This is a genomic window from Pseudomonas fildesensis (genome assembly GCF_001050345.1).
In the GTDB taxonomy this organism is placed as follows: domain Bacteria; phylum Pseudomonadota; class Gammaproteobacteria; order Pseudomonadales; family Pseudomonadaceae; genus Aquipseudomonas; species Aquipseudomonas fildesensis.
This window is the reverse complement of the sequence record NZ_LFMW01000019.1, coordinates 30,212-46,759: the sequence shown is the minus strand read 5'-3', so window position 1 is coordinate 46,759 and position 16,548 is coordinate 30,212. Positions and strand designations below refer to the sequence as shown.

Annotated in this window: 15 protein-coding genes and 2 pseudogenes; 7 read left to right on the top strand and 10 right to left on the bottom strand. The window is 58.7% G+C overall.

Annotated features, from left to right (window positions below; all coding sequences use genetic code 11):
• Positions 1-6: 6 nt before the first annotated feature.
• The 5 genes from ACR52_RS24105 to ACR52_RS24075 all read right to left on the bottom strand — a co-directional run bounded on the left by ACR52_RS24105 (position 7) and on the right by ACR52_RS24075 (position 4,127).
• On the bottom strand, positions 7-720 hold the full coding sequence (locus tag ACR52_RS24105; protein WP_048730242.1) for a 2OG-Fe(II) oxygenase family protein: 714 nt from the start codon (positions 718-720) through the stop codon (positions 7-9).
• 94 nt (positions 721-814) lie between these two features.
• Positions 815-1,237 (bottom strand): hypothetical protein, encoded by a 423-nt coding sequence (locus ACR52_RS24100; RefSeq protein ID WP_048730241.1) that lies wholly within the window; start codon positions 1,235-1,237, stop codon positions 815-817.
• A gap of 171 nt (positions 1,238-1,408) precedes the next feature.
• A complete protein-coding gene (locus ACR52_RS24095; RefSeq protein ID WP_048730239.1) occupies positions 1,409-1,669 on the bottom strand; it encodes a hypothetical protein in 261 nt (86 codons plus the stop codon).
• Between the two features lie 211 nt (positions 1,670-1,880).
• On the bottom strand, positions 1,881-2,219 hold the full coding sequence (locus ACR52_RS24090; RefSeq protein ID WP_048730237.1) for a hypothetical protein: 339 nt from the start codon (positions 2,217-2,219) through the stop codon (positions 1,881-1,883).
• Positions 2,220-2,888: 669 nt separating this feature from the next.
• A complete protein-coding gene (locus ACR52_RS24075; protein ID WP_161799315.1) occupies positions 2,889-4,127 on the bottom strand; it encodes a tyrosine-type recombinase/integrase in 1,239 nt (412 codons plus the stop codon).
• A 299-nt stretch (positions 4,128-4,426) separates the two neighbouring features.
• Between ACR52_RS24075 and ACR52_RS24070 the strand changes: the two are divergent.
• The 5 genes and pseudogenes from ACR52_RS24070 to dhaL all read left to right on the top strand — a co-directional run.
• Positions 4,427-5,323, top strand: a pseudogene (locus tag ACR52_RS24070) (substrate-binding domain-containing protein); the annotation flags it as partial.
• Between the two features lie 148 nt (positions 5,324-5,471).
• Complete coding sequence (locus tag ACR52_RS24065; protein WP_048730230.1) at positions 5,472-6,227, top strand: SDR family oxidoreductase; 756 nt, start codon at positions 5,472-5,474, stop codon at positions 6,225-6,227.
• A gap of 27 nt (positions 6,228-6,254) precedes the next feature.
• Entirely contained in the window at positions 6,255-7,370 is a 1,116-nt protein-coding gene (locus ACR52_RS24060) for an MDR/zinc-dependent alcohol dehydrogenase-like family protein (RefSeq protein ID WP_048730227.1), read from the top strand.
• Positions 7,371-7,435: 65 nt separating this feature from the next.
• The gene (locus ACR52_RS24055; protein ID WP_048730224.1) at positions 7,436-8,437 is read left to right on the top strand and encodes a dihydroxyacetone kinase subunit DhaK; all 1,002 of its coding nucleotides are present in this window, start codon (positions 7,436-7,438) and stop codon (positions 8,435-8,437) included.
• A 3-nt stretch (positions 8,438-8,440) separates the two neighbouring features.
• Complete coding sequence (gene dhaL, locus ACR52_RS24050) at positions 8,441-9,088, top strand: dihydroxyacetone kinase subunit DhaL (RefSeq protein ID WP_048730223.1); 648 nt, start codon at positions 8,441-8,443, stop codon at positions 9,086-9,088.
• On the opposite strand, the pseudogene ACR52_RS31390 reads toward dhaL, so the two are convergent.
• Both ACR52_RS31390 and sohB read right to left on the bottom strand, forming a co-directional pair.
• Positions 9,045-9,170: pseudogene (locus tag ACR52_RS31390) on the bottom strand (LysR family transcriptional regulator); the annotation flags it as partial. The gene dhaL and the pseudogene ACR52_RS31390 sit on opposite strands and share 44 nt — an antisense overlap.
• A 111-nt stretch (positions 9,171-9,281) precedes the next feature.
• Positions 9,282-10,307: a protease SohB gene (gene sohB, locus ACR52_RS24045; protein WP_048730222.1), complete on the bottom strand. Its 1,026-nt coding sequence runs from the start codon at positions 10,305-10,307 to the stop codon at positions 9,282-9,284.
• A 193-nt stretch (positions 10,308-10,500) separates the two neighbouring features.
• Between sohB and ACR52_RS24040 the strand changes: the two genes are divergently transcribed.
• The gene (locus ACR52_RS24040) at positions 10,501-11,211 is read left to right on the top strand and encodes a histidine phosphatase family protein (protein WP_048730221.1); all 711 of its coding nucleotides are present in this window, start codon (positions 10,501-10,503) and stop codon (positions 11,209-11,211) included.
• Between the two features lie 56 nt (positions 11,212-11,267).
• Positions 11,268-11,582: an SCP2 sterol-binding domain-containing protein gene (locus ACR52_RS24035; protein ID WP_048730219.1), complete on the top strand. Its 315-nt coding sequence runs from the start codon at positions 11,268-11,270 to the stop codon at positions 11,580-11,582.
• A 69-nt stretch (positions 11,583-11,651) separates the two neighbouring features.
• Here ACR52_RS24035 and ACR52_RS24030 read toward each other — a convergent pair whose 3' ends face one another.
• The 3 genes from ACR52_RS24030 to ACR52_RS24020 all read right to left on the bottom strand — a co-directional run bounded on the left by ACR52_RS24030 (position 11,652) and on the right by ACR52_RS24020 (position 16,408).
• On the bottom strand, positions 11,652-12,245 hold the full coding sequence (locus ACR52_RS24030; RefSeq protein WP_048730218.1) for a hypothetical protein: 594 nt from the start codon (positions 12,243-12,245) through the stop codon (positions 11,652-11,654).
• A gap of 41 nt (positions 12,246-12,286) precedes the next feature.
• Positions 12,287-14,929, bottom strand: coding sequence for an MGH1-like glycoside hydrolase domain-containing protein (locus tag ACR52_RS24025; protein WP_048730217.1), 2,643 nt, complete (start codon positions 14,927-14,929; stop codon positions 12,287-12,289).
• A 69-nt stretch (positions 14,930-14,998) separates the two neighbouring features.
• Positions 14,999-16,408: an OprD family outer membrane porin gene (locus ACR52_RS24020; RefSeq protein WP_048730215.1), complete on the bottom strand. Its 1,410-nt coding sequence runs from the start codon at positions 16,406-16,408 to the stop codon at positions 14,999-15,001.
• Between the last annotated feature and the right edge of the window lie 140 nt (positions 16,409-16,548).

Genomic DNA, 16,548 nt, shown 5'->3' with positions numbered 1-16,548 from the left:
CAGCGGTTACTTAACTTCGCTCCAATGAACCAATAGATTCCTCTCCCCTGCCGTTACTGGCATCCCGTAGTGCCTATGCGCTTTCCCGTTGAAGAACATCCCGTGACCCACAGGCAACTGAGGGACAACTATGTTTTCACTGAAAGGCCCTGTGTGAACCAGCGTCCCGCCGCCTGTGTGAGTTACTGTTAGTGCAACTACCAGAGTTACGTCTGAGTCCTTGTCGTTATGCCAGTGACCACGCGGCGTGTTCTCAGGGGTGTACTGAGCGGCCTGTATCGTCCGCAGTTCGCTGGGGTCCTGTGCGAGAAGCACCTTTGCCAAGGGAATCCCCGCGTTTGCCCACAGGCTGTGCAGACAATCAAACAGAGGCCGACACTCAGTCATAAAGGTGACTTCAGGAATCTGCGCCTCTACAGGCTCGTCGGCGTTCACGCTGTAGGCCATGCAGTCCAGCTCAAGCATGAGGTCCTTACAGAACGCCTCAGAGAGGTACGGAAACGAGTAGACCCCGTGGCCGTAGTGAGTCACCACGTTCAACGCCTGGGACCAGCTGGATGTTGCGGAGTAATCAGAGGCACTTAGAGGTGCGACACCTTCGGCGTAGTCAGCCATTTCCTTGAGAATCTCCAACACAGGCCGAATGGCTGAGTGGTACTTATCCATTGATGCATAGGCTGTTAAGGCCTTGCTCAGTATGTGTTTTTGCCCTATATCCATTGGTCAGGCTCCTTTTGGGGTGCGCATAGTGGTGGAAGATATGCATTTTCGCAATGTAAATATGCATTGATGCATGACGTGAGCGAAATAGGCTTCAGGCTAAGTCGGGACCAGCCGGGGAGTAGTGATCCCGGAACCAGTTACGGACCCGTCCGACCCACGAGGTTTCCTTACGTGCCCTCTCCGCTTCTTGGGCGTCCAGAATGATGTCCAGAGGGTGCTGTGGGAGCCTGTACAGCTCAGCGTGGAGCCCTGAGAACTCACGTTCATCCTCACGGGCCCAGTGGAACAGAGCGGCCTTTAAAAGGTGGTGCCCGACCTCCTGCAGGGTGTCTGTGAGGAACTGGAAGTAGAGGCGCCCGTGGTCGTCCCGCTTGATGTCCACACGAAGCCACAAGCGGCCATTGCGGTTTGGTACGTACTGCGCGAGGCCTGTCTTGATGGCATCTTGCATCGCGCCCAGGATCTTGTTGGCGACCGCTGCGGACGTGAAGTTGGTCAGGTTGTAAATAGTCATGGCGTAGAGGTTCCTTTAAGGGCTCTTTAGGTGGAGCCCTTTCGTGTTCTTTAAGGTTTGGGTGTTACGTCAGTCGTGAGGCGATTATGCGTATACGTTCCTTGTAGTCCTTGTTATTCAGCCCTCCTGGACATGTATAAAGGTGGCTATGGCTTACTGAGATTTCGTGGCTCAAATCGTTGAGTAGGAATCCAGGGCAACAGCGGCCCACACCCCGCTCGACATCTGCCCCACAGCCCAACCTACGGTGTATCCGTTCGCCTCAGTCCAACCGAGTTTGGCGAGAAGAGCGCTCACAGCAGCCTTTACGTTCCCCTCAGTGTTCAAGGCGTGGTCATAGCCCAAAGTGATGGAACCAGCAGCGGCTGTTGCCTTGAAGCGGGAACCTTTGGTGTGGGTAGCTGGCAGGTACTTGATGGTGATTGCTTGCATGGTGTTGATGTCCTTAGGTAGTCGATTGCGTGGTGCGCTTTAAGTGGGTGTTTTAAAATCACCATCACCGCGACACCCACTCAAAACACATTTAATGTGTGTTTGTAGCCTTTAAGAAACCGCGTGGAAGCGGTGTAGGCGCTCAATCTACCGAGGACGCTTTATGCTGTCAACACATTAAATGTGTTTTTGCTAATTAAAGAAACCTACCTCAGTAGATAGGGTTCTTCTTCAGATAATCCGAAAGGGCCTGACGTACCTCGGGCTTGTTGACTTTCAGAGCCATAGCGAGACAAAACCATGAGCCAAAGCCAATACCTGTAAAGCTCTTCCCGTCCTCCCTGTGGTAAGTCTCTTCGGCTACGACCTGGCCGTTGGCAGTCCATTGGGTAGCAATCAGCACCACCACACCAGACTCCACAAGCTCTTCAAGACCCTTCTCTAAGGTCCTGGCGAAATCTGAATGAGTGCGCATGCTTTGAATGCCTCCCTGAGCCTTCAGGAGCTTGAACAACTGGTAGGTGTCTGTGTAGAGCTTTGGAAATGTCATACATAGCCTTACTGTATGCGCCCACGGCGTTCGTGCCTAACCGCGTAGACACCAATCACAGCAGCCGCGATTAACGAAATTATCTTGACCCAGATAGGTGCCGCATTAAAGGCGTCCCCTGACTCTATCCAGGCTCCTTTAAGGAAGAAGGCGCCCAGCATGGTTGCGGTGAAATAGAAGCTTAGAAGAGTAATGACTGACCAGTAGATTAAAGACCCCACCCAGCTCACTTAGCGTCACCCAACGTGAACGCCTGGGCTGTACCACCCAAGACGTACCAGCAGTTGCGGTTGAGGCCGGACTCTTTAGTAATCTTCACGCCTGTGATTCCATCGGCACCTTGAGCGTATGCAGCCACCTTCAAATCAATAAGCACACTGGCTTCTGTAGGTGATTCCTCTACGAAGCTCCTATGGCACCGTCCAGCGGACACAGTGGTCAGTGGTTCAGCACCAACAGGAAGGACCTCATAGACCTTTACGGTGCGTACTGCCTCACGCTGGTCCTTTAGGCTCGCGTAAGACTGCTCATTGCCGACTTGGAGATTCGAAGAGTGACTACCACAGCCAGCCAGAAGCAGAAGACTAAACACACCAGCAACAACATAACCACAACGCATCACATGAAGCTCCCTATTAGAAAGCCTCACATGATACACCAGCAAGAGTCTTAGCTATCCACTTGACGACCCGGTAGGACCTTCTCTAAGGCCTCTCTAAGCGTCTTCTGGCCCATAGAGGTCCCGTAGGTATCAAACGTAATACTGCCTGTGGAGTGCCCCATGATCGCCGAAGAAGTCTGAAGGATTATCTCATTGGTCTGTAGGAGGCCCGCCATTGTGTGCCTGAAAGAGTGGAAGACCAACGAAGGGTCATCACCTACAGCGGCCCTCACAGCTAACCGAGCTTCATCTACAAGCTTCTTACGGCGGAACACCTCAGCACCGGGAGGTAGGCTCTTAACGTACGCAACGAACACTTCGAGGTCAGTAAACCACCTACTTGTGTTCACCAATGGGATGCGCCGTTGAGAACTCTCGGTCTTGATCGACTTGTCAGCTCCTGCTTCATCGCCATCGTCGCTGGTGTATTCACCCTCGTTGATATGGACGGCTACCTGACCCGCCGAATCAAACAGTATGTCCTCTTTAGTCAGCTGAATTATCTCCTGTATCCGCGCCCCGGTGACGGACGCTATCGAGCAAATCCACAAGACTTTAGGGTCATCATGGGTTGCAGCAGCCGCTAACACAGCATCTACCTGACTCTCTGTGAACCCACGGCGCTTGCTCTTAGCCCCCTTGGTGATCTTCAAGCCCTTTGAGTAGTTGTGTGAGATTAGGCCGTTAATCTCACCCCACGATAGGACAGCTATGAGCTTCGCTAAGAGCTTGTTGACCGTACTAACAGCCCTTGTCTGCCCGAGAATCTCACGGACCTTAACGAGGTCTGCCCGTGTGTGCTGGGACACATCAGAACCCAACCCGATATCTTCTAAAGCCGCTACGAGTGCCCGTGAGGCCTCTTGGATGCTGTCCTTAGAGGACTTCTTCAGGTTCTTGTCATGGTCACGCAGGTAGCCCTCAGAGAGCGTCTGAAAGGAGACCTGCGTGGCGATCACGAGCTGTTGACCATTGGCTATCGCGACTGGCTGAGGTGGTGGTAGTGAATCAGCAGCGGCAGAGTCCTTAACCATCTTAACGAGGGGCTTCAAATCGCCCTGTAACCACAGCTGTCCCCTTCTGTACGCCTCAAGAGTTGTAGCGACGGCCTCAGCTTGCGGAGCAGTCAGTGGGAACATGAGAGCGATGTCACGAAGGTGCTGAATGTGGTCCTCGTAGATGTCGCTCTGCCCACTGGCGTCCCACGGGTCTACCCGCGTCCCCAAGATGCTGTATGCAAAGGACACAACCGTGTCTCGTAGGCCTCCTGGGCCTTCCCATTCTGCATTGGGGTTATCTAACTGGAAGCGCTCAGTAAGACTACGGATTTCATTTGCTGACAGCATGGCTATGGCCTTCAAGGCGGTTCCCAATGATACGCACAGAGCACTGCGCAGTGAACCTTTGGGGCGCACTTTGAGGTAGTAAACACCCTGCCTCCTGTACAGATAGGGACGGGCAAGAGTTAGTACAGGTTTGGTACTTTGGGCCTTTGAGGTCGATGTGGTCACTGCTTGATGCCTTATGAACACTGGGTTGGGGCCATATTGAGCACCAGTTCATGCAGAACTGGGTCCGCGAGCTCAAGGAGCACCCGGCGGTCAAGGACGGCACCGTGCAGCTGACCGTGTTCGACGGCAACTACGACGCCCTCACCCAGAACAACCAGATCGAAAACATGGTGACCCAGCGCTACGACGCGATTCTGTTCGTGCCCATCGACACCAAGGCCGGCGTCGGCACCGTCAAGGCCGCCATGAGCAACGACGTGGTAGTCATCGCCTCCAATACGAAAGTAGCCGATGCCTCCGTGCCATACGTGGGCAACGATGACGTGGAAGGCGGCCGCCTGCAGGCGCAGGCCATGGTCGACAAGCTCAACGGCAAGGGCAACGTGGTGATCATCCAAGGCCCGATTGGCCAGTCGGCGCAGATCGACCGGGAAAAGGGCGAACTCGAAGTGCTGGGCAAACACCCGGACATCAAGATCATCGAGAAAAAGACCGCCAACTGGGACCGCGCCCAGGCCCTGACACTCACCGAAGACTGGCTGAACGCCCACCCCAAAGGCATCAACGGCGTGATCGCGCAGAACGACGACATGGCGCTTGGCGCCGTGCAGGCCCTTAAGTCCCACGGACTGACGTCCAAGGATGTGCCGGTCACCTCGATCGACGGCATGCCGGATGCGATCCAGGCGGCGAAGAAAGGCGAAGTCACCACCTTCCTCCAGGACGCCCAGGCCCAATCACAGGGCGCACTGGACGTGGCACTGCGCGCACTGGCCGGCAAGGATTACAAGCCGCAGTCGGTGATCTGGGAGCGTTACGCCAAGGACGTGAATTGGGGCGACGGCACTGCCAAGTCCTACATCCTGCCGTGGGTGCCGGTCACAAATGCCAACGCCGACGCCCTGTACAAACAAGTCAGCGGCGGCAAGTAGTTATTGACTTGAAATACAGTCAAGTGTGGGAACGGGCTTGCTCCCGATGGCGGTGTAACAGTGATAAATCAGGTGACTGACACACCGTTATCGGGAGCAGGCGCCCTCCCACATTGGATTTGCAGCGCTATTGAAAGAGGAGTCATTCATGTCTGGATTCTGGAACCAAGCCTTCGACCTCACCGGCCGCTGCGCGGTGATCACCGGCGGCGCCGCCGGGATCGGCCTGGCCTGCGCCAACCTGCTGGTGGAACGCGGCGCCCGCGTGGCCTTGCTCGACCGCGACCCGGCGGTAGTGGACGTGGCGGCCAGCCTCGGCGCAGGGCATCTGGGGATTGCCGTCGACCTCAGCCAGATCGGCCAGGTGCAACACACCATCGACAGCGTTTTCGAACACTTTCAACGCCTGGACTACCTGATCAACAGCGCCGGTGTAGTCCTGCTGGACAAGGCCGTCGACGTCAGCGAAAGCGCCTGGGACACCACCCTCGACATCAACCTCAAGGCCAGCTTCTTCGTCGCCCAGGCCTGCGCCCGGCACATGCTCACCCAAGGCCGCGGGCGTATCGTCAACCTCGCCTCCCAGGCTGCGGTGATCGGCCTCGACCGTCACGTCGCCTACTGCGCCAGCAAGGCAGCCATCGTCGGCATGACCAAGGTATTGGCCATGGAATGGGCGCCGCAGATCAACGTCAACGCCATCTCCCCCACCATCGTCGAGACCGCCCTGGGCAAGAAGGCCTGGGCTGGGGAAGTGGGTGAACGGGCCAAATTACAGATCCCGGCGGGCCGTTTTGCCCAGCCGGACGAAATCGCCGGGCTGGCGTTGTACCTGCTCAGCGATGCCGCCCAGATGATCACCGGCGCCAACATGGTGATCGACGGCGGCTACAGCATTCAGTAATTCATCCATTTGTCGTGAGGTTCTGCCATGTCCACCGTCACCGAGCGCACCGCTGAACAACTCTCCCCGGTCATCCCGAAAACCATGCAGGCCGTGGTCTGCCACGGCCCGGAAGACTATCGCCTGGAAACCGTCGACGTGCCCACTCCCGGCCCGGATGAAATCCTCACCAAAGTCGAGCTGTGTGGCATTTGCATGGGCGACATCAAGACCTATCGCGGCGCCCCCTCGTTCTGGGGCGACGCCGAGCAACCGCGCTACGTAAAACCGCCGATGATTCCCGGGCATGAATTCGTCTGTCGCGTGGTTGCCCTCGGGCCCGGCGCAGAGAAGCGCGGCGTGAAGGTCGGCGACCGTGTGATCTCCGAGCAGATCGTGCCGTGCTGGGGCTGCCGCTTTTGCAACCACGGCCAGTACTGGATGTGCCAGAAGCACGACCTGTACGGTTTCCAGAACAATGTGCAAGGCGCCATGGCCCAATACATGATCTTCACCAAGGAAGGCATCATCCACAAAGTGCCGGATTCGATTGCGCCGGACGAAGCGATCCTGATCGAGCCGCTCGCCTGTTCATTGCACGCAGCGGAGCGCGCCAATGTGGATTTCGACGATGTGGTGGTCGTCGCCGGCGCCGGCACCCTGGGCCTGGGCATCATCGGCGCGGTGCGCATGCGCAACCCGAAAAAACTCATCGTGCTGGACATGAAACCCGAACGCGCCGCCCTCGCCCTGCGCATGGGCGCCGACGAAGTATGGAACCCGGCCGAGGTCGACGTGCTGGCCAAGATCCGCGAGATCACCGAAGGCTACGGCTGCGACATTTATATCGAAGCCACCGGCCATCACAAGGCGGTCAACCAGGGCCTGGCGATGCTGCGCAAGCTGGGGCGCTTCGTCGAGTTCAGCGTGTTCAACGATGAGGCCACGGTGGACTGGTCGATCATTGGCGACCGTAAGGAACTGGACATCCTCGGCTCGCACCTGGGACCGTACATGTACCCGCGTGCCATCGACTTTATTGGCAACCGCAAGATCGACATGCGTGATGTGGTGACCCATAAATTCGCGCTGGCGGATTTCAAGGAAGCGTTTGCGGTGATGGAACGTGGCGACAAGTCGCTCAAAGTAGTCCTGCAACCCTGACCCAGGCCGGCGCCTACCCAGATAATGTGCGTTGCACTACGACAACAAGAACAGGAACCCGCGTTATGAATCGAGTCATCAACGATCCGGACCAAGTGGTCGAGGACATGCTGCGCGGTATTCTGGTCGCGCACCCCGAACTGCGCCAATACGAGAGCAACCCACGGGTCATCGGCAAGGCCAAGCCCTCGACGCAAGGCCGCGTCGGCATCGTCACTGGCGGCGGCTCGGGCCATGAGCCGGCCTTTCTCGGCTATGTCGGCCCAGGCCTGGTGGATGCAGTGGCCGTCGGTGAGATTTTTTCCTCGCCCACCGCCAAGAGTTTTTTCGACGCTTTCCGCGCCGCCGACCATGGCGCGGGCGTGGCCTGCCTGTACGGCAACTACGCCGGCGACAACATGAACGTGAAACTGGCAATGAAAATGGCCGCCAGCAAAGACATGCGCATTCGCACCGTGGTCGCCAACGATGATGTGGCCTCTGCGCCCAAGGCTGACATTGCCAAACGACGCGGCGTGGCCGGCGAGATTTTCATGTGGAAGGTCGGCGGTGCTGCCGCCGCCCAGCATTACGACCTGGACGGGGTGATTCGCGTCGCCCAGAAAGCCGTCGACCACTGCCGCTCGATTGGCATCGGCCTGACACCTTGCACCATCGCCGCCGTGGGCAAGCCGAATTTTCAGATCCCCGACGGCCAGATGGAGCTGGGCATCGGCCATCACGGTGAACCGGGCATCGAAGTGATCGCCATCGAATCCGCCGCCGCCATGGCCGAGCGCATGCTTGCGCCGATCCTCGCCGACCGTGATTTCAGCCAGGATGACAGCGTGGTCGTGCTGGTCTCCGGCCTCGGCGCCACGCCGGTGATGGAACTGTATATTTTCTACGCCGAGGTGGAGCGCCAGCTCACCGCCAAGGGCTTGAAAATTCACCGATGCTACGTCGGCAACTACTTCACTTCCCTGGAAATGATGGGCGTGACCCTGACCCTGCTCGGCCTCGACTTTGAGCTGAAAACCCTGATCGACCAACCCTGCCGCTCCATCGGCATGACCCAGGCGGACTGAACCATGAGCCAGCATTTTTCCACCCGTGACGGCAGCGCCATCGTCGCCGACCTGGTCAGCGTGATCGTGGCCAACCGTGAGTACCTCAGTGAAGTCGACGGCGCGATTGGCGACGGCGACCACGGCATCAACATGGCCAAGGGCTTCGCCCATTGCGGGCGCACAATCGAGGGCCGCCAGTTGACACTGGCCGAAGCGCTGGATGAGCTGACCTTGAGCTTGATGGAAGGCATCGGCGGCTCCATGGGGCCTCTGTATGGCAGCCTGTTCATCGGCATGGCCGATGAAGTGCGCGCCAGCGACGACATTGACGCCGCGACTTTTGCTCACTTGATGCGCGGCGGCCTGACCTCGCTGCAGGACATTACCGAAGCGGGTGTGGGCGACAAATGCCTGATGGACACCTTGATTCCGGCGGTGGAAGCCTTTGAGCGGGCACATGCCTTGGGGGCGTCCTTCAGCGACGCGCTTGAAGCGATGAAAGCCGCCGCATCGCAGGGGCGCGACTCGACCAAGGACCTGGTGGCGAAGATCGGCCGCGCCAGTCGCCTCGGCGAACGCTCATTGGGCGTGCTGGATGCGGGAGCGGTGTCGTGCTGCCTGATTCTTACGCGACTGGCGGACTCAGTGCAGCCCCGACTGAGTGTTTGACCTGCTGGATATACCGTGCGACCGCCGGGGCTTTTTCAAAGCGCCGATGAATCAACGACAGCCACGACGACGCCTCGCCGCCCTAGACGCTCCGCGTCCGCTCTTGAAGGCGTGACGCGGTGCGCCACAGGATGCATTCCCACGGCTGAGCGTGGGAACGATCGGGCGCAGAGCGTGGGAACGATCAGAAGGGTTACCAGAACCGCTGCTGGGTCAACCGGCTCCACCACGTCAACAACACCCGGTCCACCGAACCACTGGCCGCCAGGCCCACCCGCTCCTGCAAGCTTTTGCGCTCGGCATAGTGCAGGTGGAACACCTCGGCGGTCTTGGCCTTGGTCGCCAGGTATTCGTCACTGGTCTGCAGTTCGTCGACCAGTTGCTTGTCGAGGGCTGCAACACCCAACCACACTTCGCCGGTCGCGACTTCGTCAATTGCCAGCTGCGGGCGATAACGCGAGACGAAGTTCTTGAACAACTGATGGGTGATGTCCAGGTCTTCCTGGAACTTCTCGCGGCCCTTCTCGGTGTTTTCGCCAAACACCGTGAGGGTGCGTTTGTACTCGCCGGCGGTCAGCACTTCAAAGTCGATGTCGTGCTTCTTCAGCAGGCGGTTGACGTTGGGCAACTGCGCAACCACACCGATGGATCCGAGGATGGCAAACGGCGCGCTGATGATCTTCTCGCCGATGCACGCCATCATGTAGCCGCCGCTGGCCGCCACCTTGTCGATGCACACGGTCAACGGCACGCCCGCCTGGCGGATACGCGCCAGTTGCGACGACGCCAGGCCATAGCTGTGCACCATGCCGCCGCCGCTTTCCAGGCGCAGCACCACTTCGTCCTTGGGCGTGGCCAGGCTCAGCAGCGCAGTGATTTCATGGCGCAGGCTCTCGGTGGCCGAGGCCTTGATGTCGCCGTCGAAATCCAGCACGAACACGCGTGGTTTGGCTTCTGGCTTTTTCTTGCCCTTCTTCTTTTCGGTCTTGCTTTCGGACTTGCGCAGGGCCTTGAGTTGGTCCTTGTCGAGCAGGCTCGATTCCAGGCGCTCACGCAGGCCCTTGTAGAAATCATTGAGCTTGCTGACCTGCAACTGGCCGGCGGCTTTGCGACGGCCTTTGCTGCGCAGTGCCGCGAAGCTGATCAGTACCACCAGAATAGCGACCACCAGGGTGACGGTCTTCGCCAGAAAGCTCGCGTATTCGGCCAAAAAATCCATACTTCTCCTTACAAGTGCAGTGCGCCACGCGCGGATTGCCCCAGCATACCGACGGCACCGCGTTCGAGCCAGTCATCAAACCGCCAGCAGCAAGCCTCTAACGACGTTTTAAAACAAGCGTATGTTTTTTCATTGACAGCTCGAAGGCATCCTCATAACCTCGCCAGACTTTCAACGTACCGGGAAAACGGACGTGGGCAGCATTTATCTGATTCGACATGGCCAGGCCTCCTTCGGTGCAGACGACTATGACGTCCTGTCGCCCGTCGGCGTGGAACAAGCGCAAGTGCTCGGTCGCCACCTGGCAGACCTGGGCCTGACGTTCGACCGCTGCATAGCCGGCGACCTGCGCCGCCAACAGCACACCGCCCGTGCCACGCTCGATCAATACAGCGCCCTCGACCTGCCGGTTCCTGCCCTGGAAGTCGACGGCGCCTTCAACGAATTCGACGCCGAAGCGATCATCCGCGCCCTGCTCCCCGACCTGCTCACCACCGAACCCGAAGCCCTCGACATCCTGCGCAACGCCGCACAAAACCGCAGCGAGTTCCAGCGCATCTTCGCCCTGATCATCGAACGCTGGCTGGCCGGCACTTATGATCCGCCCGGGCTGGAAAGCTGGCTGGGGTTTGTCGAGCGGGTCCAGGGCGGCCTGCAGCGCATTCTTGAAGCGGCGGACAACCGCGACAAAATCGCAGTATTCACCTCCGGCGGCACCATCACCGCCCTGCTCCACCTGATTACCCGAATGCCCGCTGCGCAGGCGTTCGAACTGAACTGGCAAATTGTTAACACCTCGCTCAACCAGCTGAAATTCCGCGGTCGCGAGGTGGCACTGGCTTCCTTCAACAGTCATACCCACTTGCAACTGTTGAAGGCGCCGCAGCTCATCACCTTCCGATGAATTGCGGCCAACCGTGACCCCAAGGTCACTGGACTCACCATAAAAGGATCGAAACCATGACTGACGTAGCCAAAGCTGTAGAAGCAATGAAAGCCAAATTCAACCCAGCCGCCGCTGACGGCCTGGACCTGGTGTTCGGCTTCCGTATCGACGACACCCAGAACTTCTCGCTGGTGGTCAAGAACAACACCTGCGAACTGCTGGAAGGCGAAAACCCTGACGCCCAGGTGACCTTGGTCATGGACGGCGACACCATGAAAGGCATTGTCGACGGTTCCACCGACGGCATGCAGGCCTTCATGGGCGGCAAGCTGCGCACCGAAGGCGACATGATGCTGGCGATGAAGCTGAGCGAACTGTTCCCGGCCTGATAAGACCGCGCTCAAAACAAAAATCCCGCCTTCCGGCGGGATTTTTCGTTCAGCCTGCCTGCCCCCCGATCAACGGGTACCGGCGTTATCCATCGCTTCAAACGTGTCCCAATACGCGGGGTCATTACCGTCATTTTCACGAATGACACGTCCTTCGTACTCGGCGGTGACTTCACCGGTATTGACGTCCAGCCCAATCACGATCACCAGCTTGTGTTTGCCCACTTGCAAGTACATGTCGTAGAGGTCCTTGGGTTCGTCAGGCACCACAAAGAAGCTGTAGGTGTAGCGCACACGACGCGTCAACAAAGGCCACTGTGATTCAAACGTGCGGGTATCTAAGGATGAGTCGACATCGATGATCCCTCGTAGCGCGGCCTCTACCAGCTTGTCGTTGTCCTTCGCCGTGAAGACCACCGGGTGAATGCGAGTCATCGACCTCATCGGGTTCGGAACAATGTCCGTTTCAAGACGGTACATCCCGCTGCTGAACCATTTCGTCGCATCGAAGGTGTCGTCGCCTTTCTCGCAGTTGCTGCAATGCATCATCAGGGGCGCCGCAGCACCTTCCCGGGAATACAGGGACGTGATGAAAATACTGGTAGTGATCAGCAATGCACCCAAGAGGCCCGCATGGCTGAATCGCGCGACGACATTCGTCATTGTCTACATCCTTGTAAGAAGGGGCGGCGAATTTACCCGATTCAAGCCTTTGGCGGAACATTCAATAGCAATGCCACCAACGCACTCCATCCTGTCTGGTATGAAGCCCCCAAACCACGCCCGGTTTCCCCATGAAAATATTCATGAAACAGCACCAGATCGCGGCTGGCCGGGTCCGCCTCCAACTGCGCATATCCCGCCATGGACGGCCTTGAACCATTTTCATCCTTTAGAAACAAGCGGGTCAGGCGCTGACTGAGGCTGTCAGCCACTTCCTCCAGGGAAGCCAGATAACCGCTACCCGTCGGGTACTCCACCGAAAAATTGTCAGCGTAGTAACGGTGAAACTCGCGCAACGATTCAATCAGCATGTAATTCACGGGCATCCACAACGGCCCGCGCCAATTGGAGTTGCCGCCGTACAAACGTGAATCGGACTCGCCGGGCTGGTAGCGCGCGCACAGCGTGTCGCCATTCATCTTCAACGCCAGTGGCTGCTCGGCGAACGCCTTGGACAAGGAGCGCACACCAAAGGCCGAGAGAAATTCGTTTTCATCGAGCATGCGGCTCAGTAGGTCCTTGGTGCGTTCACCACGCAGCAACGCCAGCAACAGGCGATTGCCCTGCCCCGGTTCATTCCAGCGCGAAACCAGCTTGGCCAGGTCCGGCCGGTGATGCATGAAACCCAGCAAGCGTTCGCGCAAGCCTTCCAAACCTTCGTGTTCGCGCTGTTCCAGTACCAGCACGGCAAACAGCGGCATCAGGCCGACGATGGAGCGTAGGCGCACCGGCTCACTTTGGCCGTCGGGACGCTGCAGCACATCGTAGAAGAACCGGTCCTGCTCATCCCACAAGCCTTCGGCGCTGTCGTCGACGCGATTGATGGCGCCTGCGATGTACAGGAAGTGCTCGAAAAATTTCACCGCGATGTCGACGTACACGACATTGCGCTTGGCCAGCTCCAGCCCGATACGCATCAGGTCCAGTGCATACGCCGCCACCCACGCCGTGCCATCAGCCTGGTCCAGTTGGTAACCCGGCGGCAGCGTGGCCGAGCGATCGAACAAAGCGATGTTGTCCAGCCCCAGGAACCCGCCCTGGAACAGGTTGCGGCCCTCGGCGTCCTTGCGGTTGACCCACCAGGAAAAATTCAACAGCAGCTTGTGGAAAATCCGCTCAAGGAAATCCATATCGCCTACGCCGGCCAGTGCCTTGTCCTGCTGATACACGCGCCAGGTGGCCCACGCATGCACCGGCGGGTTGGCATCGTCGAAGCGCCATTCATAGGCCGGCAACTGGCCGTTGGGGTGCATAAAGCGGTCCTTCACCAGCAGCAACAGTTGTTGCTTGGCATAGCCGGGGTCCATCAGCGCAAAGGCCACTGCCTGGAAGCCCTGGTCCCAGGAGGCGTACCACGGGTATTCCCAGGTGTCGGGCATGGAGAGGATGTCGAAGTTGGACAGGTGCCGCCAATGGGTATTGCGGATATGCAGGCGCTCGGGCGGCGGCGCGGGCTGGGCCGGGTCGCCGTCGAGCCACTGGTTCACGTCGAAATAGTAGAGCTGCTTGGACCACAGCAAACCGGCCAGGGCCTGGCGTTGCACATTGCGTGCATCGTCGTCGGCAATGCCATGCTGCAAGGCGGCGTAGAAATCGTCGGTCTCCTGGCGGCGCTGTTCGAACAGCTTGCGCGCGTTGACCTGGGGCGCGTCGGTGGGCGCAAAACGCAGGTAGAGGGTTTTGCTTTCGTGGCCCGCCAGCTCAAGGACGAACCGCGCGGCAACCTTGGTGCCCGCGTCGCGGCGGATCGCCGATTGAACGTCGCCCACCACGTAATCGTTGATGCCATCCTTGAACGGCCCCGGCGTCGGTTGCCCGTCCAACCTGGGAAAGTTGCTTTCATTTTCGCAGAACAGCCATTCCACAGCGTCCTGACCCCAGGCGCTGAGGTGGCGGTCGGGCAGTTCATGATGTCGGGCCAGCACGCGCTCGCCGTCCAGCAACAACTGCGGCTTGGGCGCGCCGAAGGTCCAGCTCCAGTCATTGCGCGCCCAGAGCTGGGGCAGCACGTGCAGGCGCGTCGGCTGGTCCGAGCGGTTGTGCACCATGACGCGCATGAAAATATCATCGGGCTGATACTTGGCGTATTCGACGCTGACATCGCAATAACGGTTGTCTTCGAACACACCGGTATCGAGGATTTCGTACTCCGCATCCTCAAGCCCTCGCCGTGCGTTCTCGGCGATCAGGTCGGCGTAGGGAAAGGCCGCATGGGGATATTTGTAAAGCATGCGCATGTAGGCATGGCTCGGCACACCGTCGACGAAAAAGTACAGTTCCTTGACGTCTTCACCGTGGTTGCCCTCAGCGTTGTTGAGGCCGAACAGGCGTTCCTTGAGGATCGCGTCGCGCTCGTTCCACAGCGCCAGGCCCAGGCACCAGCGTTGCGCCTTGTCGCTGAAACCGGCCAGGCCATCCTCGCCCCAACGGTAGGCGCGGCTGCGGGCATGTTCATGGGGGAAGTACGCCCAGGCATCGCCGTTGGCGCTGTAGTCTTCGCGTACCGTGCCCCACTGGCGTTCGCTTAAATATGGGCCCCACTCGCGCCAACGCTCGGCATCCTGCGTCGCCAGGCGTTGGCCTTCAATCGTGTCAAGCATTCGGGGTACAGGCGTGGCCGTCATTGGGTTCTCCGTCGCCTACAAGGTGAGGAGCAGTGTAGAACCCATCCACGCCTGGATGCACATGAAGACTTAGAAGATGGCGTAGGTGTAGTTGAGGATCAGGCGGGTCTGATCCTGATCGGCGGTGCCGGTGTTTTTGCCGTGGTAGGTGCCGGTACGCAAGGTGGTCCCGAAGCCTTTCAGAGGACCCGCCTGCACAACGTAGTCCAGACGGAAGTCGGCTTCGTTTTCTTTCTGGTCAGGACCACCGGCAACACTCGACTTTATGTCCTTGCCGTCCAGATAGGCAACGGAAGCTCTCAGACCCGGCACATATGCCTTGAAGTCGTAGGAGTACTGGCCAAAGTTGACCTGCTCGCCCGCACGGGAAAACTGGCCCACCACGGCATCGGTGAACAGGTAGAAGTCGCTGCCGCCTGCACCTTGCGCGTGTGGGTCGGCAAGGCTGCCCTGGTTGACCCACACGAAGCCGCCGTCATCACCCACACCGATATGGCCGAGCATCAAACTGCTGCCGCCCAACTGGTAAGTGAAGGCCGCGCTGTAGGTTTTGTTGTCCACTTCACCCTTGTGCCGGGCATAGCCGCCGTTGTTGCTGAACTGGTAGCCGCTCTCGCCGTTCTTGCCGTCGCTGGTGCTGTCGAAGTAGCGCAGGTCGGTCTTGAACGACTGGTCATTACCCAGGGGCAGCACGTGGACCAGGCCGATGTAGTTCTGTTTGTAGAAGTCTTGCAGCTGGGCGTAGTAGTACTGCAGCGTGAGGTTTTTCGCGATGACGTTGTCGGAAGAGCCGAACGGTTTGTAGTCCACACCACCGAACTTGAAGCTGTCGCTGTCACGCAGGCCACCCGCCACGCTCAGCCCCGTCGAATTGCTGGAGGCACGGCCTTCGGCCCGGTTCAGCTCGCCGCCGGTGAAGGTGACGTTGGGAATGTCGTTTGAGGTGAGGATGCCGCCGTCAAAGGTTTGCGGTGCAACCCGGCTGTCGTTGGAGACCAGGATCGGCAGGACCGGCGCCAAACCGCCGCCGACGTGCAACTCGGTCTGGGAAATGCGGAATTTCACATTACCGGCCGCGCGACCGAAGGCATCGGCCGGCTCGGTGCCGTTGTTTTTGGTCGGGAAGAAGCTGTTGCCGTTACCGGAAATGCCCGTGCCCGCTGTGTGGCCATCGCCACCGTCCAAACGCAGCGCGCCGAAGGCCATCACGTCGAAACCGACGCCAACCGTGCCTTGGGTGAAGCCGGATTTGTAGTCAAAACGCAGCGCTGTTGCCGCTTCGCGCAGATCGTTGTTGGTGCCCGAGCGGTTGTCGGCGCTGTAGTACATGGTCCGCGAACTGATAGCAGCATGGCTGTCTTCGAGAAAACCGCTGTGACCGTTGCCCGTGCCGAGCGCGCCGAGCCCGAAGTCATCAGCGTAAGCCTGTTGTGCAAGAACGGCGGCGGTGATGGATAACGCCAGTGTAGAAATTTTCATTAACGACGGCCCCTGACTATTTTTTTATGGATGTGGTGTGCGAAACGACGTTTTCATCCTTGCAAACGTGACGATTGTTTCATGACGTCCGGGGCGGACTCCGTGAAGAATTAGTTAGTAAAACCGGCGAAAAATGAAAT